Origin of the sequence: Duganella sp. HH101, from assembly GCF_001758795.1 — a bacterium.
Lineage (GTDB): Bacteria > Pseudomonadota > Gammaproteobacteria > Burkholderiales > Burkholderiaceae_D > Rugamonas > Rugamonas rivuli.
On the sequence record NZ_LRON01000006.1, the window covers coordinates 115,415 to 142,177 of the forward strand.

At 66.6% G+C, this 26,763-nt stretch carries 21 protein-coding genes; 10 read left to right on the forward strand and 11 right to left on the reverse strand.

Annotation, left to right across the window (positions count from 1 at the left end; translation table 11 throughout):
- Window positions 1–15: 15 nt before the first annotated feature.
- On the reverse strand, window positions 16–2,994 hold the full coding sequence (locus tag DUGA2_RS11815; RefSeq protein ID WP_070269467.1) for a TonB-dependent siderophore receptor: 2,979 nt from the start codon (window positions 2,992–2,994) through the stop codon (window positions 16–18).
- A 98-nt stretch (window positions 2,995–3,092) separates the two neighbouring features.
- Window positions 3,093–6,386 (reverse strand): TIM-barrel domain-containing protein, encoded by a 3,294-nt coding sequence (locus tag DUGA2_RS11820; protein WP_070269468.1) that lies wholly within the window; start codon window positions 6,384–6,386, stop codon window positions 3,093–3,095.
- Window positions 6,387–6,658: 272 nt separating this feature from the next.
- Here DUGA2_RS11820 and DUGA2_RS11825 point away from each other — a divergent pair, with 272 nt between their 5' ends.
- The 6 genes from DUGA2_RS11825 to DUGA2_RS11850 are packed head-to-tail and all read left to right on the forward strand — an operon-like array spanning window position 6,659 to window position 13,816.
- Window positions 6,659–7,795 (forward strand): SIS domain-containing protein, encoded by a 1,137-nt coding sequence (locus DUGA2_RS11825; RefSeq protein WP_070269469.1) that lies wholly within the window; start codon window positions 6,659–6,661, stop codon window positions 7,793–7,795.
- Entirely contained in the window at window positions 7,782–8,729 is a 948-nt protein-coding gene (locus tag DUGA2_RS11830) for an ROK family protein (RefSeq protein ID WP_070269470.1), read from the forward strand. Before DUGA2_RS11825 ends, DUGA2_RS11830 begins: the two co-directional genes overlap by 14 nt.
- 4 nt (window positions 8,730–8,733) lie before the next feature.
- On the forward strand, window positions 8,734–10,104 hold the full coding sequence (locus DUGA2_RS11835) for a D-tagatose-bisphosphate aldolase, class II, non-catalytic subunit (RefSeq protein WP_210402554.1): 1,371 nt from the start codon (window positions 8,734–8,736) through the stop codon (window positions 10,102–10,104).
- A gap of 33 nt (window positions 10,105–10,137) precedes the next feature.
- A complete protein-coding gene (locus DUGA2_RS11840; RefSeq protein ID WP_070269471.1) occupies window positions 10,138–10,905 on the forward strand; it encodes a DeoR family transcriptional regulator in 768 nt (255 codons plus the stop codon).
- A 2-nt stretch (window positions 10,906–10,907) separates the two neighbouring features.
- Window positions 10,908–12,014, forward strand: a complete 1,107-nt coding sequence (locus DUGA2_RS11845; protein ID WP_070269472.1) for an N-acetylglucosamine-6-phosphate deacetylase — start codon at window positions 10,908–10,910, stop codon at window positions 12,012–12,014.
- An 11-nt stretch (window positions 12,015–12,025) separates the two neighbouring features.
- On the forward strand, window positions 12,026–13,816 hold the full coding sequence (locus DUGA2_RS11850; RefSeq protein ID WP_070269473.1) for an MFS transporter: 1,791 nt from the start codon (window positions 12,026–12,028) through the stop codon (window positions 13,814–13,816).
- A gap of 43 nt (window positions 13,817–13,859) precedes the next feature.
- Here DUGA2_RS11850 and DUGA2_RS11855 read toward each other — a convergent pair whose 3' ends face one another.
- The gene (locus DUGA2_RS11855) at window positions 13,860–14,606 is read right to left on the reverse strand and encodes an alpha/beta fold hydrolase (RefSeq protein WP_070269474.1); all 747 of its coding nucleotides are present in this window, start codon (window positions 14,604–14,606) and stop codon (window positions 13,860–13,862) included.
- Between the two features lie 114 nt (window positions 14,607–14,720).
- On the opposite strand from DUGA2_RS11855, the gene DUGA2_RS11860 reads away from it, so the two are divergent.
- Window positions 14,721–16,037, forward strand: coding sequence for a M24 family metallopeptidase (locus tag DUGA2_RS11860; RefSeq protein WP_070269475.1), 1,317 nt, complete (start codon window positions 14,721–14,723; stop codon window positions 16,035–16,037).
- Between the two features lie 21 nt (window positions 16,038–16,058).
- Here the strand turns inward: DUGA2_RS11860 and DUGA2_RS11865 are convergent, their stop codons facing one another.
- Window positions 16,059–17,870 carry an FAD-dependent oxidoreductase gene (locus DUGA2_RS11865; protein ID WP_070269476.1) on the reverse strand — a complete coding sequence of 604 codons (1,812 nt, stop codon included), beginning with the start codon at window positions 17,868–17,870 and terminating at the stop codon, window positions 16,059–16,061.
- Window positions 17,871–18,131: 261 nt separating this feature from the next.
- On the opposite strand from DUGA2_RS11865, the gene DUGA2_RS11870 reads away from it, so the two are divergent.
- Window positions 18,132–18,668, forward strand: coding sequence for a phasin family protein (locus DUGA2_RS11870; protein ID WP_070269477.1), 537 nt, complete (start codon window positions 18,132–18,134; stop codon window positions 18,666–18,668).
- On the opposite strand, the gene DUGA2_RS11875 is transcribed toward DUGA2_RS11870, so the two are convergent.
- A complete protein-coding gene (locus DUGA2_RS11875) occupies window positions 18,665–19,336 on the reverse strand; it encodes a glutathione S-transferase family protein (RefSeq protein ID WP_070269478.1) in 672 nt (223 codons plus the stop codon). The two genes, DUGA2_RS11870 and DUGA2_RS11875, sit on opposite strands and share 4 nt — an antisense overlap.
- Before the next feature lie 176 nt (window positions 19,337–19,512).
- Here DUGA2_RS11875 and DUGA2_RS11880 point away from each other — a divergent pair, with 176 nt between their 5' ends.
- The gene (locus DUGA2_RS11880; RefSeq protein WP_070269479.1) at window positions 19,513–20,322 is read left to right on the forward strand and encodes a MipA/OmpV family protein; all 810 of its coding nucleotides are present in this window, start codon (window positions 19,513–19,515) and stop codon (window positions 20,320–20,322) included.
- A 70-nt stretch (window positions 20,323–20,392) separates the two neighbouring features.
- Complete coding sequence (locus DUGA2_RS11885; RefSeq protein ID WP_070269480.1) at window positions 20,393–21,250, forward strand: CPBP family intramembrane glutamic endopeptidase; 858 nt, start codon at window positions 20,393–20,395, stop codon at window positions 21,248–21,250.
- Between the two features lie 14 nt (window positions 21,251–21,264).
- On the opposite strand, the gene phoR is transcribed toward DUGA2_RS11885, so the two are convergent.
- From phoR to pstC, 6 genes are read right to left on the reverse strand one after another with little or no spacing between them, the layout of a single operon-like run.
- Window positions 21,265–22,578 carry a phosphate regulon sensor histidine kinase PhoR gene (gene phoR / locus DUGA2_RS11890; RefSeq protein WP_070269481.1) on the reverse strand — a complete coding sequence of 438 codons (1,314 nt, stop codon included), beginning with the start codon at window positions 22,576–22,578 and terminating at the stop codon, window positions 21,265–21,267.
- Window positions 22,578–23,267 carry a response regulator gene (locus DUGA2_RS11895; RefSeq protein WP_008447310.1) on the reverse strand — a complete coding sequence of 230 codons (690 nt, stop codon included), beginning with the start codon at window positions 23,265–23,267 and terminating at the stop codon, window positions 22,578–22,580. The genes phoR and DUGA2_RS11895 overlap by 1 nt, the downstream gene beginning before the upstream one ends.
- 20 nt (window positions 23,268–23,287) lie before the next feature.
- Window positions 23,288–24,001: a phosphate signaling complex protein PhoU gene (gene phoU / locus DUGA2_RS11900; protein ID WP_008447308.1), complete on the reverse strand. Its 714-nt coding sequence runs from the start codon at window positions 23,999–24,001 to the stop codon at window positions 23,288–23,290.
- Window positions 24,002–24,039: 38 nt separating this feature from the next.
- Window positions 24,040–24,840: a phosphate ABC transporter ATP-binding protein PstB gene (gene pstB / locus DUGA2_RS11905; RefSeq protein WP_008447305.1), complete on the reverse strand. Its 801-nt coding sequence runs from the start codon at window positions 24,838–24,840 to the stop codon at window positions 24,040–24,042.
- Between the two features lie 25 nt (window positions 24,841–24,865).
- Window positions 24,866–25,723, reverse strand: a complete 858-nt coding sequence (gene pstA / locus DUGA2_RS11910) for a phosphate ABC transporter permease PstA (RefSeq protein WP_070269482.1) — start codon at window positions 25,721–25,723, stop codon at window positions 24,866–24,868.
- On the reverse strand, window positions 25,723–26,721 hold the full coding sequence (pstC, locus tag DUGA2_RS11915) for a phosphate ABC transporter permease subunit PstC (protein WP_008447302.1): 999 nt from the start codon (window positions 26,719–26,721) through the stop codon (window positions 25,723–25,725). The genes pstA and pstC overlap by 1 nt, the downstream gene beginning before the upstream one ends.
- Window positions 26,722–26,763: the final 42 nt, after the last annotated feature.

The following is a 26,763-nucleotide window of genomic DNA, read 5'->3' on the forward strand; positions in this document are numbered from 1 at the left end:
TTGTTTTAGCGCGGATCAGAAGAACTTGTAGCTGGCCGAGAACGAGTACATGCGGCCGAACAGGTTCTGGCTGTGGTTGTAGCCTTCCCAGCCGTTCGGGTCGTAGGTAGGCTGCTTGTTCAGCAGGTTCTTGATGTTCAGGCCCACATCCAGGTTCTTCATCGGTTTCCAGTTCAGGCCCAGGTTGACCGTGTAGTACGACGGCGCACCGCCGCACAGATCGGACGGCAGCGCGACCGAGGCCGCGGTGCATTTTTCAGGCGTGTTGTCCTTGTCCCAAGGACCGTATGCCCATTTGGTCTTGCCGGTGTAGTTGACGAACACACTGGTGATGAAGCTACGGTAAGCCCAGTCGGCATTGAGGGTGGCGCGCACCCGAGGCGAGTCGTAGAAGCCGACGACGTTGCCGGTGAAGCCGGTGCCGTCTTCGGAGTTGTAGGTCTCGCGGCGGCGGATGGTGGCCGCTACGCCGGTGTTCAACTTGCCCCAATCGCCCAGCGAAAAGCGGGTGCGTGCATCGATGTCGACGCCGTCGATCAGCGTGCGGCCACGGTTCGAATAGGAGTTGATCAAGCCGCCCAGATTGCCCACTGAGTACTTCGGTACGCCGCCCGCGCAGGCTGCGGCATTGGCCGGATTGGCGCACATGGTGGCCACCGCCGCCATGTTGCCGCGATCGGCGTCGGTGATCGGGTTGCGGATCGCGGCGCTGGTGCCGGACAAGCCAGGGCCGTACTTGTCCACCAGTTGCGTGAACAGCTCGTTGAAGTCCTGGCGCACGATTTCATTGCGGCGGTAGGCGAACCAGTAGTCCACCGAGACGCTGACGTCCTTGGCAGGCTGCAGCACCAGGCCTGCGGTCGAGATCTTGGCCTTCTCCGGACGCAGCGACGGATTCGGCGGCGTCAGGCCGCCGACCGTGGTCGAGCAGTTCGAATTGAGCAGGCCCTTGCCCAGCTCCGCTTCCGCCGGCGAGATGGATTTCATCAGCACCTTGGCGATCGCATTGGTCTCGTCGCAGCGCACGGTGTCGCGGATGCCGCCCACCTGTGCGAACACGCCGCCGCTGCCCGATTCGGCCAGGTTGGGCGCGCGGAAGCCTTCGGAGTAGGTGCCGCGCACCATTACCTCCGGACGCGCGCGCCACAGCACGCCGAGTTTCGGCGCCAGGTTGGCGGCGAAGTTCGGGTACTTGTCCAGGCGTGCGGCGGCGTTGACTTCCAGCTTGTCGGTGACAGGGATCACCACCTCGCCGAACACTGCGGCGACGTTGCGCTGACCGTCGAACCAGGAGCCGCCCTGCTGCGTAATCAGGCCGTTGGCCGCGTCCGGATTGCCGGGGGTGTAGAAGCTCTCGCGCATCAGGTTGACGCCGAATGCGGCGCGCACTTCGCGTTCACCCAGTTTGAAGATGGTGCCTTCGACCTTGCCGTCCCAGGTAATCAGCTTGGTCCAGGACTGGATATCGAAGGTCGGATACGCGGCGCGCAGCAGTGCGGAATTGGAATCGCTGATCTCGCCGAACTTGTAGGCCGGGTTGTCGGCGATGTAGGTACGTCCGGTCGCCGGGTCGGTAGTGAATGGGCCGAACGCCTTGGTGAAACCTGCGGTGTTGATGTTGATCGTCTGGTACAGCGTCGAATGGCTGCCCGCCACGCTGAGCGCCGTCTCGAAGTCCCAGCCGCCGCCGATGGTGCCGCGCAGGCCGACCAGGGCGCGATAGTTATTGTCCTCGTTGGTCTGGCCGAAGTGGCCCGGCGCGTCGAGCATGATGTAGTTCAGGCCTGCGGCGCCGCCCATCTTGGCCGCCATGTCCGCATCCAGCTTGCCCTTCAGGTAGACGTTGTTGGGGCCCAGGTAGGGATTGACGAAGGTGTTCAGCGTGGTGCCGGTATTGCGGGCAAACCAGTTGCTGGTGCTGCCGCTGTTGAAGCTGCGCGGACCGTTCTCGCCGCGCAGCTTGATGTGCGTGTACGCTGCTTCGGCAAAGCCTTCCAGGTCGCCGCCCAGTTTCACACGGCCGCTCAGGTAGCCAGTGGCGCGATCGGAGGTCGGGCCGGTGTCGAGCTGGTACGGCAGCGTGTTCCACACGCAGCGGGTGCCAGAGGCCTCGGTGATGGAGGTGTTGCAGCCGTTGACGGCGCGCTGGGTGCGGGCGTTGTTCTTGGCTTTGTCGAAGACGAACAGCGTGCCCGGATTGACCACGCCCGGCTCGCTGCCGACGCCGATGCGCATTCCCGAAACAAAGGTCGGGTTGTTGACGTAGAAGTAGTCGGGACGCTTCAGGTAGGTGTCTTCCAGCGCGATGCGGTCGCGCTGATAGAGGTTGATCGAGCCATAGACGTTCCAGCCGTCGCTGTTCAAGTCGCCCAGGCCGTAGATGACGTTGCCCTGGCGCTCGCCGTAGGATTTGACGTTGGACGAGAAGTCGGCGCTGCCGCGCGCTTCCAGGCCCTGGTAGCTTTTCTTCGTGATGACGTTGATCACGCCGGCCACCGCGTCGGAGCCGTAGACCGCCGAGGCGCCGTCGGTCAGCACCTCCATGCGCTCGATGGCGGCTGCGGGGATGGCGTCGATATTGACGAACATGGTCTGGAAACCGGCCGGCGCGCCGTAGAACGACAGGCGTCGGCCGTTCAGCAGCACCAGCGTGCCCTGCGCGCCCAGGCCGCGCAGATTGGCCTGCGAGGCGCCGTCGGAGCCGGTGAACATCGAGCGGAAGTCCTGCTGCGACGGACGGGCCGCCGGCAGGTTGTCCAGCACCTGCAGCAGCGTGCGCGCTCCCATGTTCTCGATCTGCTTGGCGTCGATCACCTGCACCGGCGACGCCGTCTCGGCGTTGATGCGTTTCAGGCTGGAGCCGGTGACTTCGACTCGCGTGATCTTCTGGTCCTTGTCGCTTTTCTGCGCCTGCTCATCCTGCTCGTCGGCGGCCAGCGCGGTCGAGGCCAAACCTACCGCCACCATCGCGGCCACCAGTTTTTTCATATGCATGATTGTCTCCCTGTTATCAGTGGTTTGTTATCGTGAGGCTGCAAGGGTCCCTCCCCGGTCCGGAGAGGGGCTCTTTTTTGTGAAACGTTGGATGGGGGTTAGCGCGGCTTGACGGTGCTGCCCTCTGTGCCCAGCAGGACCGCGTTGGCCCAATTGCCGCAGACCTGGGCCGGCTTGCTGCCGCGCGCGCCCAGGGTGCGCAGGCTGAGTTGACTCAGTCCACGCACATCGATTTCCGGCTTGACGACGGCCGGCGCGTTAATCAGGCCGCTGTCGTACAGCAGGCGCTCGCCGCTCCAGACCTGGAACTGCAGGCCGCCCGCGCTGCGGCAGCTGTCGTCCACACCCAGGTCGGCGCGCAGCAGGTTCCAGTTGCCGGTCAGTTGCAGGTCGACGCGGCTGGTTGCGCCCACGCCCAGGCCCTTGCGGAACCACAGGCCGTTCATGCGCATCTCCTTGCCCGTGGCCGGCTTGTCGCGGCTGACGTTCTTCGGCAAGGCCAGGTCGGACAGGTATTGCTGGAGCTCCGCACCGGCCGGCGGCTCGTAGGCCATCACGTGGAACTCGGACAGCGTGATCGGCTGCACCTCGCTCGGCACGGCGGCGTTGAAGGCGCGCGCGGCCGGGGTGGCGGCGGCCGTCACCATTGGATCGGTGGCGGAGGCGCCGTCGCCCTCGGGGTTCTGCGTGCTGAGGACGCGGAAGCGCATCAGGCGGCCGGCCGCCGGCGGGAAGCTGATCGTCTGCGCGCCCTGCTGAAGCTTCAGCTGTCCGCGCTTGATCGGCTGGCCCCAGTCGCCGTTGTTGTCGCCCATGTAGATCTCGTAGTCGCGGATCTGGCCGTGCTGCCAGTGCTGGTCGTTGCGCGGCGCGAGTTCGATGCCGTCGACCAGGCGGCGCTCGGTGAAGCCGATCACCCATTCATGCGGGCCGCCCTGCACCGCCGGGCTGCGCGCAGTGCGGAACCAGGTAGTCGGGTTGTTGTCGAAGGCGTTTTCCAGCGGGTGGCCGTTTTCCTCGGCCGGACGGTTCATCACCATCATGGCGTCGGCCGGGATGGCGCGGCCCAGCACCGGCGCCGTCGGGAAGGCGTCGTCGGCGACCAGCGTCGCTGCGGACTGCACGTTGAAGCGCAGCGGCTGGCGGATGTCCTGGCTGGCGGCCTTGACGTGCAGCGTGCCCAGTCGTTCGGCGGCGTCGAAGTACCAGCCTGCGGCGGTGGCGTCGAAGGCTGCGCGGTCGGCCAGCGGCGGCAGCACGGCGTTGCCGGTGCTGACGGCGGCCGGACGCTGGCGGCTCAACACGCGCAGCTGGTAGGCGCGACGCGCAGGCTGGCCGGCGTAGCTGCCCACTACAGGTTCCACATCGACCTGCACGCCGTTGGCGGCGGCCTTCATGCGGATCATCTGCTGGCTGAAGGCTCCGTCCTGGTATTTGCGGGTGTTGCCGTCGTCCTCATACAGCGTGAACTCGGAAGCGCCTTGCGGATACAGGTCCAGCGTCAGCACGTCCTTCGGCTTCTCGCCGTCGTACAGCATCTCCGGATACATCGGCAGGATGGCGCCGGCGCGCACGAACACCGGCAGCTTCTCCAGCGTGACGGCCAGGTCGATATCTCGCCCGCCCTTGCCGGCCGTGGCCTGGCGGCCGTCCCAGTAATCGAACCACTGGCCTTGCGGCAGGTGGATGGCGCGGCGCCAGCCCTGGCTGACGGCCTGGCTGCGGTACACCGGCGCCACCAGCAGGTCGCGGCCCAGCAGGTACTGATACTTGTAGGCTTCGGTGTAGGCGGCCGGATCGTCCGGGTTATCCCACATCAGGCCGCGCACCAGCGGCGCGCCGCTTTGCTCGGCCTCGCGCATCAGCGTGTACATATATGGCGTCAGGCGCATCTTCAGTTTCAGGTAGCGGCGGTTGATGCTGCGGTATGGGTCGGCGAACCACCACGGGTGCTTGCGCTCGGCCGCGGCCCAGCCGGACATCCCCATCAGCACCGGCGTAAAACTCTTCCACTGCAGATCGCGGGTGTAGGTCTCCGGGCTGCCGCCGAAGATGGCGTCGACGTCGCCGGTGGCGTAGGCCTGGCCCGACAGGCCGGAGCCGATCAGCGTCGGCACGTGCCAGCGGATGTAGTCCCAGCTCGCGCTCTGGTCGCCGGTCCAGGTGACGGCGTAGCGCTGCGTGCCGGCCCAGCCCATCACGGTCCAAATGAAAGGACGGCCGTCGGAGTTGTTCAAGATGCCGTCGTAGGCCGACTTGTTGGCGTCCAGCGAGAACTGATAGCCCTTGCCGGTCCACGCCACGTCCAGCTTTTGCACGCGGGTGCCGGCGGTGCCGACTTCCCACGCCATTTTCTCGACGCCGTTCTCGGTCCACAGGCCGGTGCGGAAGCCGTACTTGGCCAGGCCCTGCACCGTCTCCGGCAGCGCCGAATAGCCGCAGCCATAGCCGTCGTTGGGCAGTATCCAGCCGCCCGGCATGTCGTGCTCGCGGTACTGGCGGGCCACGCTCTCGATCACGTCCGGCGTCTTGCCGGTCGGGCCGTCGGTCCAGCCTTTGGGCACGGTGCCCGGCTTCTTGACGTTGTCGCCGTCGTTGTAGCAATCGGCGTCGCCGTATTCCAGCGCCCAGCGCGGCAGCATGCGCGCGCGGCCGGTCCACTCGGTGTAGCGGGCCAGCACGTCGCGCACGTCCTTGCCGACGAAGTAGTAGGCGTCGAAGCGGGCCTCGTCATGCTCCAGCGAGATCTGGTCGCTCTGGCGCAGATCGTAGCTGCCGTCGGACCAGGTGTTGCGCAGCACGCCCCAACCGCGTGAGCTCATCAAAAACGGTGCGGGGCTGGGGCGGTCGCCCTCTTCCCAGCCGCCGGAGTACGATACCTGCAGCTGCCGACCCTTGAACTCATAGCGGCCGTTCTGCTGGCCGCCGCCGAAGAAGCGCTCGGCCTTGTCGCTGCTCAGCGTCTGCACGGTTTGTTTGTCGCCCAGTTCCAGCGGCTGGATCTCGCGCCACAGCGGCTGGGCGTCGCCGGTGCGGAACAGGCTGAAACGCAGCGGCTTGCGGTCGATGCGCAGGCTCAGTGCCGGCGTGCGGATCAGGATATGGTCGGCCTGCTCGCTGACCGTGTGTTCGACCGTGGCGGCCGGCGTGGCGACGACGATGGGCGCGGCCTTGTCGCCAGGGCCGGTCAGGCCGGATTTGGGGCCGGCCCAAATATGCAGCACATCGGCGCGCGGAAGACTAAGCTGTATATGGGCGCCGGTATCCGTGACCAAATCCCACTGCTGGCCAGGGCCGGCGGTGACGGTGCGCAGGTTGCCGATCGGTGCGGCCAGCAGCGGTGCGCTGGCGATGGAGAGCAAGGCGGCTGCAAGTGCCGGAATCTGTTTCATAGTTTGCTTATTTCGAAAGAAAATGCGTTGCGGTGCAATTACTCTAGGAATAAAAACAAACGCGGTCAACAAAAACAAAGGAAAATATTTCAAATAGCTTGCAAAATCTTTCGTATTGATAGTTGATCGAATAATAAACTTTCGTTTACGTGGCGAAAGTGGTACAGATGCGGTCTGCAGCGTGGCGAACTAACTTTCTTTTTACTTTCGAATTTGACATTTCGAAAATTAAACCTTATTCTTTCCCTGACTTAACCAGACAAATTCTTTCGATGACCAACCTACTCCAGCGTGCCCCCCAAGCCTGGCGCGATATCGGCGGCCTCGATACCGCCGAAGAAATCGTCCACCAGCCCGCCCTGTGGCGCGAACTGGCGACGCATCTCGCCGCCGAAAAAAGCCGCATCGCCGCCTTCCTCGGCGACACCCTGAGCAATCCGCAGCAACGCGTGATCCTCACCGGCGCCGGCAGCTCGGCCTATGTCGGCGAAATCATCGCCGACGAAATCAACGCCGCCTGGCCGTGCCAGGTGCGCGCCCTGTCGACCACCAGCCTGCTGACCCACCCGGCGCTCTACCTGGAACGCACGGCGCCGACGCTGGTGGTGTCCTTCGCCCGCAGCGGCAACAGCCCGGAAAGCACGGCGGCGGTACAGCTGGTGCGCGACCTGGTGCCGAGCGCGCGCTTCCTCAACATCACCTGCAACGCCGACGGCGAACTGGCCGTGCAAGGCGCGGGGGACGCGCAGACCTTCAACCTGATGATGCCGGCCGCCAGTTGCGACCGCGGCTTCGCCATGACCAGCAGCTTCACCTGCATGCTGCTGGCGGCGTTGTGCGTGCTCGATCCCGACTTCCAGCCGGAACGCCTGGACACCCTGGCCGCGCTGGGCGAGCGCGCGCTGGCCGACTGGCAGGCGCCGGTGGCCGAGCTGGCCGCGCAGCGCGTGTCGCGCGTGGTCTACCTGGGCAGCGGCCCGCTGGAGGCGCTGGCAAAAGAAGCGGCTCTGAAGATCCTCGAACTGACCGCCGGCAGCGTGCTGGCGATGGCCAACAGTGCGCTCGGATTCCGCCACGGCCCCAAGGCCGCGCTGAACGCCGAGACGCTGGTGGTGCTGTTCCGCAGCGCCGATCCGCTGTCGCGCCGTTATGAGCACGACCTGCTGCTGGAGCTGCAACGCGACCAGGTCGCGGGCCGCTGCCTGACGGTGGGCGCCGGCGCCGACATCACCATCGACGCCCCGGCCTGGCCGGACGCGTGGCTGGCGCCCTTGTGGCTGCTGATGGCGCAGCAGTACGCGCTGCACCAGTCGGCGCTGCTGCAACTGCGTCCCGACAATCCATTCGCCGGCGGCACCGTCAACCGGGTCGTCCAGGGCGTCACCATTTATCGCCATGACGAATTCTGAACCACGCGGCTATCACGGCATCGACATCGGCGGCAGCAAGATCGAGCTGGTGGCGTTTGCCGAAGATGGCCATGAACTGAAGGAAGCCCACCGCGAACGCATCGCCACGCCGGGCACCGATTTCGCCGAGTTCCTGCTGGCGATCCAGGGCCTGGTGGGCCGCGCCGACAAGGCGCTGGGCTTGCAGGCGCCGGTGGGCATCGGCCTGCCGGGCGTGATCGACAGCGTCACCGGCCGCCAGCTCAGCTCCAACGTGCCGGCGCTGAACGGCCGCGCGGTGGTGGCCTCGCTGAAGGAGGCGCTGGAGCGCCCGGTCGCCGTCGGCAACGACTGCCAGTGCTTCGCGCTGTCGGAAGCGCAAGGCGGCGCGGCGGACGGCCAGCCGTCGATGTTCGGCGCCATCATCGGCACCGGCGCCGGCGGCGGCTATTGCGTCGACGGCCGACTGCTGCGCGGCGCCAACGGCGTGGCCGGCGAATGGGGCCACTGGCCTTTGCCGGCGGCGCTGCTGGCGCAATACGATCTGCCGGTGATCGGCTGCCCCTGCGGGCGGCGCGGCTGCCTGGAACGCTATGTGTCCGGCCCCGGCATGACGCAGCTGCACCTCCACTCCGGCGGCGGCGACCTGACGCCGGCCGCCATCGTCGCGCAGGCGCGCGCCGGCTCGGCCGATGCCGCCAGGACCATGGCGCTGCACGTCGACCTGCTGGGCCACGCGCTGGCCACGCTGGTGCTGACGCTGGACCCGCACGCCATCGTGCTGGGCGGCGGCCTGTCGCAGCTGCCCCACCTGTACGAGCAGCTGCCGGCGGCCACGCGCCGCCACCTGTTCCCCGGCGTGCTGGTTCCGCCCATCCTGCCGCCGAAATTCGGCGACGCCGGCGGCGCGCGCGGCGCCGCCCTGCTCGCCCGTCAACAACTGACCACCCGTTAAGCCCATGAAAACTACCGACCTGTCCCCACCACTGTCCCCCGTCCAGCAAATCATCGCCGCCCACCGCCGCGGCGAACCGGCGGGCCTGTACAGCGTATGCTGCAGCCATCCGAGCGTGCTGCGCGCGGCGATGCGCGTGGCGGCCGACTACGACACGGTGCTGCTGGTGGAGGCCACCTCCAACCAGGTCGACCAGTTCGGCGGCTATACCGGCATGACGCCGCCGGCCTTCCGCGACTATGTGCACAACCTGGCCAGGAGCGAGCAGTTCCCGCTGGAGCGGCTGGTGCTGGGCGGAGACCACCTCGGCCCCAACGCCTGGCAGGGTCTGGACGCGGCCACCGCCATGCAGCACGCGGAGACGCTGATCGCGGCCTACGCGGCGGCGGGCTTCCACAAGATCCACCTCGATTGCAGCATGCGCTGCGCCGACGATCCGCAGATCCTCAGCGACGAAACCATCGCGGCCCGCTCGGCGCGCTTGTGCGCTGTGGCGGAACAGGCGGCCGAGCAGGCCGGCCTGCCGCCGCCGGTGTACGTGATCGGCACCGAAGTACCGATTCCCGGCGGCGAAGCCAATCTGGCGCAGGCCGGCGCCGTCACCTCGCCCAAGGCCGCCGCGCGCACGCTGGACGTGCACCGCCTGGCCTTCTTCGCGATGGAGCTGCACAGCGCATGGCGCCGCGTGATCGCGATGGTGGTGCAGCCCGGCGTCGACTTCGACCACAGCCAGATCCAGCATTACGACGCGGCCCAGGCCACCGAGCTGTCGGCCTTCGTGGCAGGCCAGCCCGGCCTGGTGTTCGAAGCCCACTCCACCGACTACCAGCGCGAATCGGCGCTGCACGAGATGGTGCGCGACCACTTCGCCATCCTCAAGGTCGGCCCGGCCGCCACCTTCGCGCTGCGCGAAGCCTTGCAGGCGCTGTGCCGCATCGAAGAGGAGCTGGTGCCGGCCGGCCAGGCCTCGCGCCTGATGCAGCTACTGGACGAGACCATGCTGGCGCAACCCAAGCACTGGGCCAAGCACTACCCGGGCAGCAGCGCCGAACAGCGCCTGCTGCGCCGCTATGGCCTGAGCGACCGTTGCCGCTACTACTGGGGCGAGCCAGGTGTCACGGCCGCCGTCGAACGCCTGTGCGCCAACCTCGATGCGCTGACGATTCCGCTGTCGCTGCTGAGCCAACACCTGCCGGAGCAGTATCTGGAGGTGCTGCAAGGCCGCCTGGCCACCAACGCCGACGCGCTGCTGGAGCACAAAATCGGCCGCGTGCTGGCGCAATATGCGCGCGCCTGCAACCGCAACGCCGCCCGCGCCGCGCTAAACACGCTAAATGACACGGCGCCTGCTGGCAGCGCGGCCGCGATCTGTTAAGCTCGACGTTTTTGTAGAATCGACACCACAACAATGCGAAATACCAGTCAACGCCGCGCCTCCATCTTGCAGGCGCTTACCCAACATGGCGCGGTCCAGGTGGCCGCGCTGGTGGACCAGCTGGGCGTTTCGGCCGTCACCATCCGCAGCGACCTCAGTGCGCTGGAGTCGCAGGGGCTGGCCACCCGCAGCCACGGCGGCGCCACGCTGACGCGCATGCCGCCGCCGGAGCAGACCATACCGCAGAAGGATGCGCTGAACCACGAGCAGAAAGAGCGTATCGGCGCCTGGGCCGCGCGCATGGTGCAGCCGGGCGATAACATCATCATCGATTCCGGCACCACCACCATTTCGCTGGCCCGCCATCTGCGCGAGGCGCAGAACGTGACGGTGATGACCAATGGCCTGAACATCGCCTGGGAGCTGGCCGACGCGCCCGGCGTCGACCTGATCCTGACCGGCGGCCTGCTGCGCAAGCAGTCGCTGTCGATCCAGGGCACGCAGGCCGAGGCCTGTCTGCAGGCCTACAGCTTCGACAAGCTGTTCCTCGGCGTCGACGGCTTCGACCTGCAGTTCGGCGTCACCACCCACCACGAGGCCGAGGCCAGCCTGAATCACAAGATGGTGGAGCGGGCCAAGAAAATCATCGTCCTCGCGGACGCCTCCAAATTCGGGCGCGTCAGCCTGCACCGCATCGTGCAGCTGGACCGCGTCCACACCGTCATTACCGACGCCAGCATCAGCGCGGAATACCGCGACGGCCTGCTGGAAGCCGGCATCGAACTCCTGATAGCGGAATAACAGTGTTAAGCGGCAGAATCCTTACCCCACAAGGCTGGATCACGGGCAGTATCGCCTTCAGCGAGCAAACCCGACGCATCCAGTCCATCCAGGCAGACCCACAAGCGGACAGCGGCCTGACCATCCTGCCCGGCTTCATCGACCTGCACGTGCACGGCGCCGCCGGCGTCGACATCATGCAGGGCGGCGACGCCGGCGCCACGGTGGCGCGCAGCCACGCGCGCCACGGCACCACGGCCATGCTGGGCACCACCATGACGGCCACCGACAATTCGATCCGCCGGGCGCTCAAGGGCCTGGCCGGCGTGATCGCCGAACGGCCAGCCGGCGGCGCGCGCATGCTGGGCGTGCACCTGGAAGGCCCCTTCCTCAGCATCCACCGGCTCGGCGCGCAGCCGCCGGACGCGGTGGCGGTGGCCAGCCTGGAGCTGGTGCGCAGCTATCACGAGCTGGCGCCGATCCGCGCGCTGACCTTGGCCACCGAAGTGGATGGCCACCTGGCGCTGATCCCGATGCTGAAGGAGCTGGGCATCCGCGTGCAGCTGGGCCACAGCAACGGCAGCTACGAGGACGGCGTGGCCGCGCTGAACGCCGGCGCGGCCGGCTTCACCCATCTGTTCAACGGCATGACGGCGCTCAACCACTACCATCCCGGCATCGCCGGCGCCGCGCTGGCGCACGCCGAATACGCCGAGATCATCCCCGACCTGCAGCACGTGCATGAAGGCGCGATCCGCGCCGCGCTGCGCGCCATCCCGCGCCTGTACGGCGTGACCGACGCCACCTCGGCCACCGGCATGCCGGACGGCGAGTATGGCCTGGGCAGCCAGCGCGTCTACAAATGCCTGGGCTGCGTGCGGCTGGCCACCGGTTCGCTGGCCGGCTCGGTGCTGACCATGGACCAGGCGCTGCGCAATTTCGTCGGCCTCGGGCTGGACCTGGCCGACGCTTCCAACCGTTTGTCGCTCTACCCCGCCGACTACATCGGCGAGTCCGAGCGCGGCCGCCTGGCGCCCGACGCCTGGGCCGACATCGTAGTCCTGAACGCCGATCTGCAGCCGGTGGCCGTCTTCGTTGAAGGCGAAGCCATCGATCTTTCCACCCACTAGCCGGAGTTTCGATGCAAGCCACCCTGTCAACCGCCCCCAATCGCGCCATGGGCTTCCTGCTGTTCATTGCCGGCATGGGAGGCCTGCTGTACGGGATCGATGTCGGCATCATCGCCGGCGCCCTGCCCTATCTGGAGTCGACGGCGTCGGTGGCGTGGAAGCTGACGGCGCAGCAGCTGGGCTTCATCGTGGCGGCGGTGCTGCTGGGATCCGTGCTGTCGTCGCTCTTCGCCGGTGCGCTGGCCGACCTGGTCGGCCGCCGCGCGGCGATGGTGCTGGCCGGCGCGCTGTTCACGCTGAGCATACCGCTGATCGCGCTGGCCGACGGCTACCTGCCGCTGATGCTGGGCCGTCTGCTGCAAGGCATCAGCGGCGGCTTGATCGGCGTGGTGGTGCCGCTGTACCTGGCCGAGTGCCTGCATGCGCGCCATCGCGGGCGCGGCGCGGCGCTGTTCCAGCTGCTGCTGACCATCGGCCTGGTGGCGGCGGCGCTGATCGGCCTGTTCCAGGCGCAGGAGGTCGACAGCGCGACAACGGCGGCGCAAAGCCTGGCCGAAGCGCAGCGCGCGGCCGCCGTGTTCGCGGCCAAGGACCATGCATGGCGCAGCATCTTCTGGGTGTGCCTGGTGCCTGGCCTGGTGTTCACGCTGGGCGGCCTGCTGCTGTCGGAATCGCCGCGCTGGCTGGCGCGCAAGGGCCGCACGGCGCAGGCCCGCGCCGCGCTGCTGCGCACCCGCCCGGCCGCCGAGGCGGAGGCCGAGCTGCGCGACATCGAACTGGCGCTGTCGCCGGCGGCAACGGCCAACGCCGGCGCCGGCGACCGCCTGCTGAGCCGCCGCTACGTGCTGCCCTTCCTGCTGGCCTGCCTAGTGCTGGCGCTGACGCAGGCGACCGGCATCAATTCCATCCTGGCCTATGTGGTGACGATCCTGAACCAGGCCGGCCTGCCCGGCGCCACCGCCAACATGGCCGACGTGGCGCTCAAGGTGCTCAACGCGGTGATGACGGTGGTGGCGGTGGTGCTGGTGGACCGCAAGGGCCGCAAGTTCCTGATGATGCTCGGCACCGGCGGTATCGTGGTGGCGCTGCTGGCTGCGGGCCTGCTGTTCCGCAGCGTCGAGGGCGGTCAGGCCGACATCAGCGCCATGCTGCAGGCGCGCACGCAGGGCGACAGCCTGGTGCTGCGCCTCGATCCGGCCACGCTGCAGGCGCTGGGCGGCACGGCCGGCGACGGCGCGGCCATGCAGCTGTCGCTGGCCTATTCCTACGGTCCCTTCACCAATGTGCAGAGCCGCCGCAGCGACGATCCGGCGCTGCCGGAGCTGCGCCTGGCGCGCGAGGACACGGTACAGGCGGACAGTGTGATCGGCGCCTTCTTCCGCCGCCTGCACTTGAATCCCTTCGCCGATCCGGCCGAAGGCGCGAACGCGCCGCTGCGCATAGAACAGGCCCACCTGTCGGCGGTGCCGCCGGCCACGCACGGTTGGCAGGTGGCGCTGGCGATCTGTTTGTTCGTCGCCAGTTTCGCCGTCGGCCCGGGCGTGTGCGTGTGGCTGGCGCTGTCGGAGCTGATGCCTAACCGTATCCGCTCCAACGGCATGAGCGTGGCGCTGCTGATCAACCAGTTCGTCTCCACGGTGATCGCCGCCGTGTTCCTGCCGACGGTGGGCCAGTACGGCTACGCCACGCTGTTCTTCTATGGCGCCGGCTGTGCGCTGCTGTACTTCCTGACCGCCACCTTCCTGCTGCCCGAGACCAAGGGCAAGACGCTGGAAGAAATCGACGCGCACTTCTCGCGCTGACGGCAGTCCGGCGGCGCTACGCCAGGCAGGCCTCGACCGAGCTTTAGAGCAGCGGGAAGTGGCCGCTGTCGACGGTGCGGAACACGGCCTGCGGGTACACCGCACGCCACAAAGCGCCGTCATGCTCCGCGTCGATCATCGGATCGTGGCGGCCAAAGACTATCGATACCGGACCGTTGAACGCGCTGCGCCCCGGCGCCTGGAAGCTGGCGGCGAAATCGTCCGAGATCGCCACCGAGCTCGGACCGTCGAAGGCGCCCGGCTGATGCAGCACGTCCAGGAAATGGCGCGGCGCATCGCCCGCGTCCGGGCCGAAATACAGCGACGGCACATCCGGCAGCAGTTGCAGCACGCCGAACACTTCCCAGAACTTCGCCCGCCCCGGCGCCGCATCGTAGGCGGCCAGCGCGGCCTGCACTTTCGGCGCATCGGCGTGGCCTGCATTGACGTCCAGCGCACGGCGCGCCAGCCGCAGCGCGGCCTGCTCCGGATTGTAGGTCGGCGCCAGCAGCACCAGGCGCGCCACCGCTTCCGGCGCGTGGTTGGCGATGTAGGTCGCCAGGTGCGCGCCGAAGGAGCTGGCCATCACCGTCAACGGCGCACCGTGCGCCTGCGCGCTGCGGCGGAACTCGGCCAGCGCCGCTTCCAGCAAATCCAGGTAGGGCCGCTGGGCGCATGGCGCGGCCGGCGGCTGCTGCCACCACTGCACCTGCTCCGCCTGCGGGAAGCGCGTGCTTTCAATGGCGACGCTCAGGCCCGGGCCGCCGTGCAGATAGAAAATCGATGCCATGTCCTCTCCTCGTGTGATGGTGGTCGTGGCGCCAGCGTAACGCAACAGTGCCTTTTTAACAAGACTACGGCTAGTTGATTGACTTCGACGTCGACTCTGGGCCACCATGGGTGCATGAAAAAATATCTCCTTGCGATGTCTTTAGCGCTGGCTGCCGCATCGGCGCCGGCCCAGGTGCTGCCGCTGCGCGAGCAGGCGACGGTGGTCAACCAGCTGCTGGCCGAACGCTTCGACACGCTGCTGCCGGACATGATGGCGCAGACCGGCATCGACATGTGGATCGTGGTCTCGCGCGAGTACAACGAGGATCCTGTGCTCAAGACCATGCTGCCCGCCGAGTGGCTCAACGCCCGCCGCCGCACCGTGCTGATGTTCTACCGCGACCCGTCCAGCGGCCGCTTGGACCGGCTGGCGGTGGCGCGCTACAACGTCGGCAAGAGCATCGCGGCGGCCTGGGACATGCAGAAATTCCCCGACCAGTGGCAGGCGCTGGTGGCGCTGATCGCGCAGCGCAAGCCGAACAAGATCGCGCTCGACACCTCGCGCCATTTCGGCCACGCCGACGGCATCGACCACACCGACTACACCGAGCTGCTTGCCGCGCTGCCGGCCGAGTACCGGGCGCGCGTGGTGTCGGCCGAGCCGCTGGCGGTGCGCTGGCTGGAGACCCGCACCGCGCGCGAAATGCAGATCTATCCGCAGCTGATCGACGCCACGCACAAGATCATCGCCGAGGGCTTTTCCGAGCGCGTCATCACGCCGGGCATCACCACCAGCGCCGATGTGGTGTGGTGGTTCCGCCAGAAGATCCGCGACCTGGGCTACGACACCTGGTTCCATCCATCGGTGGAGATCCAGCGCCCCAGCCAGGGCGCGGCGCTGACCGACGCCGACGTGATCGTCCCCGGCGACCTGCTGCATGTGGACATCGGCATCACCTATCTGCGCCTGAACACCGACGTGCAGCAGCACGCCTACGTGCTCAAGCCCGGCGAGAGCGCTGCGCCGCCCGCGCTGGCGCAGGCCTTCGCGCGCGCCAACCGCGTGCAGGATATTTTGACGGCGCAGTTCCGCCAGGGCCGCACCGGCAACCAGGTGCTGGCGGCGGCGCTGGCGCAGGCCCGCGCCGAGGGCCTCAATCCGACCATCTACACCCACCCCATCGGCTACCACGGCCACGCGGCCGGACCGGCCATCGGCATGTGGGACATGCAGGACGGCGTGCCGGGCAGCGGCGACGAGGCGCTGCGCCACCGCACCGCGTATTCGATCGAGCTCAATGCGGCGACCACGGTGCCCGGCTACGCGGCGCCGCTGCGCATCATGCTGGAGGAGGACGCCTACTTCGACCAGGCCGGCGTGCGTTACATCGGCGGCCGCCAGAAGGAGCTGCATCTGGTGCCGCGCCGCGCACCCAACATCGAGCCGTGAGCGGCGCGGGCGGCATGGGCGTCAGCCCTTGCGCGTGAAGCCGTCGTCGCTCCAGGCCTCGCTGCCGACGCCGTGGCGCACGAAGAACAGGCCGTGCGGATCGTACTGGCGCTTGGCGCGCGCCAGCCGCTCGTAGTTGGTCCCCCAGAACGCCCGCTGCCAGTCCTTGATGAAGTAATCGCTCTCCGACACGTAGGAGCCAGCCTTCGGCGCGGCCTTGCGCAACTCCCCCATCGCCCGGCCGATGGATGCCGCGCGTTCGCGGCCGCGCTGCGCCTGCGCCGCCGCATCCTGCTTCGCCCCCGGCATGCCCGGATAGCGCGCACCGTCGCCGCCGGCGATGATGGCCAGCGCGAAGGCGTCCAGCACATCGGGATTCATCGCCGTGTCGCGCGCGGCGGCGATGTCCGCTGCCGAGGCGCCGGCCAGTCCCTTGTTGAAGTGCAGCCCGACGCGCCAGTGCCGCGTGCTGCGGAACAGCGCATCGACCAGTTGCGCCTGCCCGTCGGCGGCCAGCAGCGACGCCGGCAGCCACGCCGACTGGTAGCCGTGGATGAACCATCCCGCCTCCGCCGCGTCGCCCTTCCATACGCCGTGGTGCGCGGGAGCGCCGGGGCGCTCGTCGGCCACCATGAAACCCGGCGCGTGCTGCTTGAAGAAGGCCACGTTCCAGAACTGCCGCGCCGGCAGCGCCAGCGCGCGGAACGGCTTGTCGAAGCTGTACTCGGGCCGCTCGCGCAGCCACGCCAGGAACGGCGCCCACGCTGCCTCGGCCTGCTGCTGGTTCAGGCCCTGGAACACCATGGACACGTCCATGGTGTTGTCGGTGTTGAAGCCGACCTGCTCGCCCCACTGCGGCTTGAACAGCGCGCCGGCGTAGAAGGCCATCATCTGCGCGATCAATGCGCGATAGGCCTGGTCCGACGCCGCCTTGACGCTGAAGAACACCGCGCCGAAATGCTCCGGCAGTTCGCGCGTGCGCAGCGTCAGCCGCGTGACCACGCCGACGCTGCCGCCGCCACCGCCCTTGAGCGCCCAGAACAGCTCCGGGTTGCTGCCGGCGTTGGCGATCCGTACCTGGCCGTCGGCGGTGACGACTTCGGCTTCCAGCAGGCCGGCGGCGGCCGTGCCGTAAGCCTTGGAGAAGTTGCTGAAGCCGCCGCTCTGCACCAGCCCCGCGACGCCGACCGTGGTGCAGCCGCCGCCCTGCACGTAGCGGCCGCCGCGCGTGGTGACGGCGTCGTAGGCGTCGATCCACATCGCGCCCGCGCCCAGCGTCACGGCCGGCTGCGGCGCGGCGCCGCTGCCCTGCGCGACGAAGGCGTCCTGCAAGGTGGCGTCGTTCATGTGGCGCGTCCACACCAGCAGCGAATCGGCCGCGTCCGACGTGCCCTGGTAGCTGTGGCCGCCGCCTTTGACCACCAGCCGCAGATGGTGCTCGCGGGCGAAGTTGACCGCCGCCACCACGTCGGCCGTGTTGCGCGCCACCACCGCGTAGGCGCTCGGCTGCGACGACCACGCGTCCAGCCAGCCGCTGGTCTGCGTCAGCGCCGGCTGGTCGCCGATGGCGAAGGTGTTTTTCAGGGTGGCCAGCGCGGTATCGCAGGCCGGAGCGTCCACGCTGGCGGCGCAGGCGGCGAACGGCGCGTCCAGCTTGAGCAGGCGTCCCTCGACGCGCTGCTGCAATTGCTGCCAGGCGGCGGCCGACGGCCAGCCGGCATCGCCCGGACGCACGCGGCGGACCACCGCGCCGGCGCTGCTCCAGGCCAACGATGGGACCAAGGCCAGCGCCGGCAAGGCGGCGGCGGCCTTCAACAAACTTCTTCTTTTCATGGGCTCGCTCTCAGATGTGAAGTCACATCGACACCTTAGTGCAGCGGCCCGCCGCCGGTCCATCGCTATGTGGCGAGACGGACAAGCGCGTGGCGAAGCGGAGAATGTATTGGCCTGACAGAACGAATAGTTCCGGCAGGCTCTGGTGTGGCAAAAATGCGCCGCACCTGCGAAGATAGTCATGCAGGCGTCCGGCCAAAGCGCCCGTACCAGCACTCCCCCGCACTCTCACTTTGGCCCCACACCAACCAGGAGAAGTACATGAATTCGTTTGTGGAAACCATTTCGCCAGCAGCAAAAAATCACGTGCAAGCGCGCATCGACTATTTCAGCGACCTGACCCTAGCAACCCTGCAATCGGTGCGCAAACTGTCCGAGGTGAATCTGCAATTCAGCCGCGACTGGCTTCAGGATTCCACCGAGGCGCTGCGCTCCGCATTGCTGACCCCGCAGGCTGAACGCACGGCGGACGACGCGTCGTCGGCGACGCAGCAGACGGCGCACAAGCTGCAGGCGTGGCAACAGCAGCTGAACCAGGTCGCCACCGACTACCAGGCCAGCATCAACCAGGTCGTGCAGCAGCATGCGCCGCAGGCGGCGCGCACCGCTTCTGAACTGGCCGAAGCGGTCACGCAGAAGGCCACCGCTCACGCCGAGCAGCAACTGCGGGCGGGCAAGGCCGCCGGCAAGGAAGTGCTCGACCAGGCCCACCACTTCGCCGCCGTGGCGGCGCAAAACGGTTCGATGCAGCAGCCGGCCTCGATGCAGAGCGCCGACGGCGAAGGCAACAAGAACTAGGCCTCTGCCAGGAAGCGTTCCGGGATATCGTCAAAGAACGGATACATCGAGAAATACGGTTTCGCTTCGTCCAGCACCCGCTTGACGGACGGACGGCCCACCAGCCGCTCGAAGTAACTGCCGAGGTGATGGTATTCCTCCGGGAACGGCAACAGCGTGGCGGCGTAGAACAACGCCGGCGCCGCCGCGCAATCGGCCAGGCTGAACGCCTCGCCGCACATCCAGCTGCGCGCCGCCATGCGCTTCTCGATCATCTTGTACGCCGTCTTGAGCTTGGTGCGTTCCTTGGTCCGGTCGCACTGCAGGCCGCTCAGGTGCGCGCCGACGATGATCTGCACCGGCTCCTGCACATAGTGGTCGAAGAAACGGTCCCACAGGCGCACGTCCAGCGCCGCATCCCAGTCGGCCGGGATCATCGGCTGCGGGCCGGGGAAATGGCGGTCCAGGTATTCGATGATGATGGACGTCTCCGGCACGTCGCGGCCGCGCTCGTGGTCGCGCAGCACCGGGAACTTGCACAGCGGCCAGATCGCCTCCAGCTCGGCGCGGTCGCCCTCCTCGCCCAGGTTGATCAGGCGCTTGTCGAAGGCCGTGCCGTTCTCGTACAGCGCAATCAGCACTTTATGGCAGAACGAGGCCAGCGGGTGGTAATACAGGGTCAGGGACATGGTCGGCTCCGAAGATCAGGCACCGCCGCGCGGTACCAAAGAATTCAGCAGATGATACTTCAGACAAGCCGATAGCGGCGCGGCGCAATTGTTGAGACACTTCGCTCCGTCATACGCCGGGCCACCTCCAATCACGCGCCGGCGGACCACCGAACCACCACCTCACAGGATATTTCATGCGCCTCGCCATCACCCTTGCCATCGCCTCGCTCTGCGCCATCAGCGCCAACAGCTACGCCGACGCCCTCGACCTGCCGTCGTCGAATCCGAAAACCGCGCCCGCCGCCGGCGACAGCCTGACGCTGGGCGCAGGCCTGGCCTACGTGCCGGAATACACCGGCGCCAAGAAGAGCCGGGTGGTGCCGCTGCCCTACCTCGAACGCACCTACGACAACGGCATCTTCCTCAGCACGATGCGCGGCATCGGCTTCCAGACCGACGTCAGCGGCGTCAACCTGAGCGCGGCGCTGAGCTACGGCGGCGCCCGCGCCGACCACAAGCGCAACGTCTTCGACGGTTCCGACGCGCTCAAGGGCATGGGCGACATCCAGGGCGCGGCGCAGGCCGTGCTGGGCGCGAGCTACCAGCTGGGCACCGTCGGCCTGAGCCTGGGCACCACGCAAAACCTGGCGCACCGCGAGCACGGCGCCACCTACACGCTGGGCGCATCGACGCAGCTGTACACCACCGCCAGCGACCAGGTCGGCCTGAGCCTGTCGACCGAATACGCCGACAAGAAGCATATGCAAACCTACTTCGGCGTGACCGCCGCGCAAAGCGCCACCTCCGGCTACAAGGCTTACACCGCCAAGGGCGGCTTCTCCAACGTCACGGCCGGCGTCAACTGGAATCACGTGCTGGACAAGAACTGGTCGGTGCACACCGCGCTGGGCGTCTCGCACCTGACCGGCGACGCCGCCGACAGCCCGCTGACCAAGCGCAAGACCTCGCCGGTGCTGATGACGGGCGTGGCCTACAAGTTCTGACCGGCTGTTTTGCCCGGCTGGCTGGAGTGATACTATTGAAGGAAATTCAACTCACCGATTTCCTTCAATAATGCCGACCCTCACACTGCTGACCTTCATTGCACTTGCCCTGTCCGTGGGCGCTGTCTGGATTAAACCTTCGCCGCTGCTACCGCTCGCCCCCTGGCAAATATGGTTTGCCGTGGCGCTGCTGTGCGGCGGCCTGGCCGGCGTGCTGCACGCGCCGGCCTACGTGGCGCTGGCCGTGTTCGGCGGCGCCGCCTGGCTGACCACAGCTTCATCTCAAAAATATCTACGGATAGTAGCCGGCGTGCTCACGCTGGTGCTGGCGTTTGCGCTGGCCATCCATAAACTGCCGGGGTTTAGCAATCCTGTGGCGATTGCCGGCGCCGTGTTTTCGGAAGGCGCCAAACCGTTTACCCAGTATGCGAATTTCGACAAGGGCGCTGTCGGCCTGATCCTGTTGGCCTTGATCTGCCGGCGTACGGCGTCGTTTGCCGAACTGGGCGGCGTGCTGCGCAAGACCTGGCCGGTGCTGCTGGTGACAGTGGGAGTGGTGATGGCCTTGGCTACCGGCGCCGGCTTCGTGCACCCGGCTTTCAAGCTGCCGGATGTCACGCTGCAATTCCTTGCCGTGAATTTGTTTTTCACCGTGATCGCCGAGGAGGCGTTCTTCCGCGGCTTCGTGCAGGCGCGGCTGGCATCGGCGATGAGCGGATGGCGCCATGGATCGTGGGTGGCGGCGGCCTGCTCCGCGCTGCTGTTCGGCGCCGCGCATCTGGCCGGCGGCCCGCTGTACGCCGGGCTCGCCGCTATCGCAGGCCTGGGCTACGCCTACGCCTACCAGCGCACCGAACGGATCGAAGCGCCCATCCTGGTCCACATCGCGCTCAACGCCGTGCACTTCATCTTCTTCACCTACCCATAGCGCTGGGCAGGGTACTAATTCAGCAACAACTCCGGCTGTTGCTGAACGATGGCGCTCTTCGGCAGGCAGACGATGAAGCTGCTGCCCTTGCCCGCCTCCGACTTGATCTGCAGCGTGGAGCCATGGCGCAGCAGCACGTGTTTGACGATCGCCAAGCCCAGCCCCGTACCCTGCGTCTCGCGCGAGCGGCTCTTGTCGACCCGGTAGAAGCGCTCGGTCAGGCGCGAGATGTGCTCGGGGCTGATGCCGATACCGGTATCCTCCACCAGGAACTTCACGCCGCCCTCATACTCCTTCCACACCAGATGGATCTTGCCGCCGGCCGGCGTGTAGCGCACCGCGTTGGACGCCAGATTGCCGAACGCGCTGTGCAGCTCTTCATAACTGCCCATGATGTCCGGCCCGTTGACCGCCATCGTGATCTCATGCTTGCCAGCCGACAGCGCCCGCGCATCGCGCAGCACCTGCTCCATCAGCTTGGGTATATCGACCTGCTCCGGCCGCATCGGATAATCGACCGACTCCAGCCGCGACAAGGTCAGCATATCCTCGATCAGATGCTGCATCCGATGGCCCTGCTCCGTCATCAGCTTCAGGTGCGCCGAACGCGTCGCCGCATCCAGCCCCTCCGACGCCGCGATCTCCAGGAAGCCCACGATCACCGTCAACGGCGTGCGCAACTCGTGCGACGCATTGGCGATAAAGTCGCGCCGCATTTCCTCGATGCGCTCGGTCTCGGTGGCATCGTGCGTCACCAGGATCTGCCGGCGGTTTTCAAACGGAATGATGTGCACGATCAGCTTGCGCTCGCGGAAGCTGATCGTCAGCGGCTGCTCGTAGCGGCCGAGGATGATGTAGTCCATGAAATCCGGACTGCGCACCAGATTGGTCACGCGCATGCCCTTGTCGCGCTCATGCGTCAGGCCCAGGTGCTTCTCGGCGGCCGGATTGCACCACTCCAGGAACAGCACGTCGTCCATGATGACCACGCCGTCCGGCAGCAGATGCATGGCCTGGCGGAAGCGCGCCAGCCACTCGGTCAGCTCGGTCTGGTTCTTCTCGTCGTCGCGCCGCATGCGGTACAGGCGCGAGAAGATATTGGTCCACGCGCCCCAGCCATCGGGCAGCTTGGCGCTCTGCGGATCGTCCATCCAGTTGCTCAGTTGGTAAAGATAGGACAGCTGCACAAACACCAGCACCATCATGGCGAGCAGCGCCAGCACCAGGCCGTTCAACCAGCCGAACATCCAGCCCAGGGCCGCGCAGCCCGCCAGGATCACGGCGGTGCGCAGCGCGGCCGGCACCCAGAACACCAGTTTGGGATTCATTATTTCTCCGACAGCATGTAGCCCACGCTACGCACCGTCTTGATCAGATGCTCGGCCTCTTTCAACGCCTTGCGCAGACGCAGCACGTGCACATCGACGGTGCGCTCCTCGATCACCACGTGATCGCCCCACACCTTGTCGAGCAGCTGGCTGCGCGAGAACACCCGCTCCGGATGGGCCAGCAGGAACTTCAGCAGCTTGTACTCGGCATGGCCGATATCGATCTTCTGCTCGTCCATCAGCACCGTGCAGCTGACCGGATCCAGCATCACATTGGCCGCGCGCATGGTCGCTTGCGCATGCTCCGGGCTCTTGCGGCGCAACAGCGCCTTGGCGCGCGCCAGCAGCTCGCGCGGCGAGAACGGCTTGGTGACATAGTCGTCGGCGCCGCTGTTCAGGCCCGCCAGCTTGTCTTCTTCCATGCTCTTGGCGGTCAGCATGATGACCGGGATTTCATTGAACTGGCGGTCGGAACGGATGCGCGCCAGCAGGCGCAGGCCGGTCTGGTCGGGCAGCATCCAGTCCAGCAATATCAGTTGCGGCGTCTTGGTCTGGATGAAGTCCCAGGCCTCGGCGCAGCTCTGCACAGCGCAGCAGTTCCAGCCCGCCTCGCGCAGCGAGAACGTCACCAGCTCGACGATGGCGGGCTCGTCTTCGACGATCAGTACGGTAGTTTTATCGGATGCCATTATTTCTCTTATTATTTCTTTTACTCAGCTTGCGCGGGCACGTCGTCCGGTATCGGTGCGGTCTTGGTGTGGCGGATATCCTTGCCTTCGACGACGTAGATGACGTATTCGGCGATGTTCTTGGCGTGGTCGCCGATGCGCTCGATCGCCTTGGCGACCCACAGCGTGTCCAGCGCGGCCGAAATTGTACGCGGATCTTCCATCATGAAGGTGATCAGATTGCGCATGATCGAACGGAATTCATGGTCGATCACCGCGTCCTGGGCGATCAGCTGCAAGGCTTGCTTGCCGTCGTTGCGGGCAAACGCGTCCAGCGCATCGTGCAGCATGTCGCTGGTGTTGTTGGCGATGCCGCGCACCATCTCGTAGTGGTTGACGGTCACGGCGCCGCGCGCATGCAGCGCCTTGGCGGTGCGGGCGATCTTGGTCGCTTCGTCGCCGATGCGCTCCAGGTCGGTGATGACCTTGATGGTCGCCATGATGGTGCGCAGATCGTTGGCGGCCGGCTGGCGGCGCACGATCAGGTGGCTGCAGGCGTCGTCCAGCGACACTTCCAGCTGGTTGACGGCGTCGTCCTCGCGCATCACGCGGTCGGCGCGCTCGGGATTGCCGATGCGGAAGCAGGTCATGGCGTCGAGGAACTGGGTCTCGACGATGCCGCCCATCAGCAGCACCTTGCTGCGTATGGCTTCCAGTTCGTTGTCGTACTGCTTGGATGAATGTTCACCGATCATGCTAGGGCTCCGTAGTCGATTTGCTATTATAGGTGCGATCAGCCGAAGCGACCGGTGATGTAGTCCTGCGTCTCTTTGCGCGCCGGGTTCATGAAGATCTGGTCGGTCTCGCCGAACTCCACCAGCTCGCCCAGGTACATATAGGCGGTGTAGTCGGAGCAGCGCGCCGCCTGCTGCATATTGTGGGTGACGATGGCGATCGTGTAATCCTGCTTCAGCTCGCTGATCAGCTCTTCCACCTTCGAGGTCGAGATCGGGTCCAGCGCCGACGTCGGCTCGTCGAGCAGCAGCACGTCCGGCTTCACCGCCACGCCGCGCGCGATGCACAGGCGCTGCTGCTGGCCGCCCGACAGCGACAGGCCGCTCTTGGTCAGCTTGTCCTTGACTTCGCCCCACAGCGCGGCCTTCTTCAGCGCCCATTCGACGCGCTCGTCCATCTCGCCCTTCGACAGGTCTTCATACAGGCGCACGCCGAAGGCGATGTTGTCGTAGATCGACATCGGGAACGGGGTCGGCTTCTGGAACACCATGCCGACCTTGGCGCGCAGCATGTTGACGTCCTGGCCTTCTTCCAGGATGTTACGGCCGCGGTACATGATCGAACCTTCGGCGCGCTGGCCCGGGTACAGGTCGTACATGCGGTTCAGCGTGCGCAGCAGCGTCGATTTGCCGCAGCCGGACGGGCCGATGAAGGCCGTCACCTGCTTCTCGTGGATGTCCAGGTTGACGTTGGTCAGGCTCTGGGTCTTACCGTAGAAAAAATTCAGACCCGAAATCTCGATGGTCTTGCGTTTGCCGTTCATGGCTACCACGTTCTCTTGGCTCAGTTGCGTATTCATTATTGATCGCTTTATCAGGATGAGTTTAATTCGGTGCTTTTTGGCTGAACACGGTGCGCGACAGGATGTTGAGCGCCAGCACGCTGAACGTCACCAGCAGCGCGCCGCCCCAGGCCAGCTCGCGCCAGTTGTCGTAAGGGCTCATGGCGAAGCCGTAGATCACCACCGGCAAGTTGGCCATCGGCGCGTTCATATCAGCGCTGAAGAACTGGTTGTTGAGCGCGGTGAACAGCAGCGGCGCGGTCTCGCCCGAGATGCGGGCCACGGCCAGCAGCACGCCGGTGATCACGCCGGCCTTGACGGCGCGCAGGCGCACCATCATCGCCACTTTCCAGCGCGGCGCGCCCAGCGCGAACGCCGCTTCCAGCAGGCTGTTGGGCACCAGGCGCAGCATATTGTCGGTGGTGCGCACCACCACCGGCACCGCGATCAGCGCCAGCGCCACCGAACCGGCGTAGCCGGAGTAGTGCTTGGCGGTCGCCACGTACATGGCCCAGACGAACATGCCGATCACGATGGACGGCGCCGACAGCATGATGTCGGTGACGAAGCGGGTGACGGCGGCGATCTTGTTCTCTTCGCCGTACTCGGCCAGGTAGATGCCGGCCAGGATGCCGATCGGCGTGCTGATCACGGTGGCCAGGCCGACGATCATCAGCGAGCCGACGATGGCGTTGGCCAGGCCGCCGCCTTCGCTGCCAGGGGCCGGCGTGGTCTGGGTGAACATGTGGACGCTGAGCGCGCCGAAGCCCTTGACGGCCAGCGTGATCAGGATCCACGCCAGCACCAGCAGGCCGACCGACATCGCGGCCACGGACAGCGCGATGCCGATGCGGTGCGTCAGCAGCCGTTTGCGGTAGACAGGGTTCATGGCTTGATTCATTATTTGACGCCTTCCTTGCGGGACATGCCAGCCAGCATCAGCTTGGCGGCGGACAGAACGATAAAGGTAATCACGAACAGGATCAGCGCCAGCGCGAACAGCGACGAGGTGTGCAGCGGCGTGTCGGCTTCGGCGAATTCATTGGCCAGGGTCGAGGCGATCGAGTTACCCGCCGCGAACAGCGACCACGACAGCTTGTTGGCGTTGCCGATGACGAAGGTCACGGCCATGGTCTCGCCCAGCGCGCGCCCCAGGCCCAGCATGACGCCGCCGACCACGCCGGTCTTGGTGTAAGGCAGCACGATCTTGCGCACCACTTCCCAGCGGGTGCAGCCCAGGCCGTATGCCGATTCCTTCAGCACGGCCGGCACGATCTCGAACACGTCGCGCATCACCGAGGAAATGAAGGGGATGATCATCACCGCCAGGATCAGCGCGGCCGTCAGGATGCCGATGCCCATGGTCGGGCCGCTGAAGAACTGGCCGATGATGGGCAGGTGGCCGATGGTGTTTTTCAGGAAGGGCTGCACGTAGTCGCCGAACAGCGGCGCGAACACGAACAAGCCCCACATGCCGTAGATGATGGACGGCACGCCGGCCAGCAGCTCGACGGCCGTGCCCAGCGGACGGCGCAGGCCGGCCGGGCAGATCTCGGTCAGGAACAGGGCGATGCCGAAGCTGACCGGGAAGGCGATCAGCAGCGCGATGCCGGACGTGGCCAGGGTGCCGACGATGGCGATCAGCGCGCCGTACTTGTCGTTGACCGGATCCCACTCGACGGTGGTGATGAAGGCCGGACCGAACTCCTTGAAGGCCGGCCAGGCGCCCACCATCAGCGAGATGATGATACCCAGCAGCACTGCCAGCACGGACAGTGCGAACAACATCGTGGTCTTGTGGAAGAAGAAGTCCTGGATGCGCTGGTTGCGCATGGTGCGGTGCATGGCCTGGGTGGCTGCCTGCTCGGCGGCCGCCAAGGCGGCGGTGGCAGTATTCATGGCCGGCTCCGGTTTGTTCAGTGGCGTGGAAGTGATATCAGC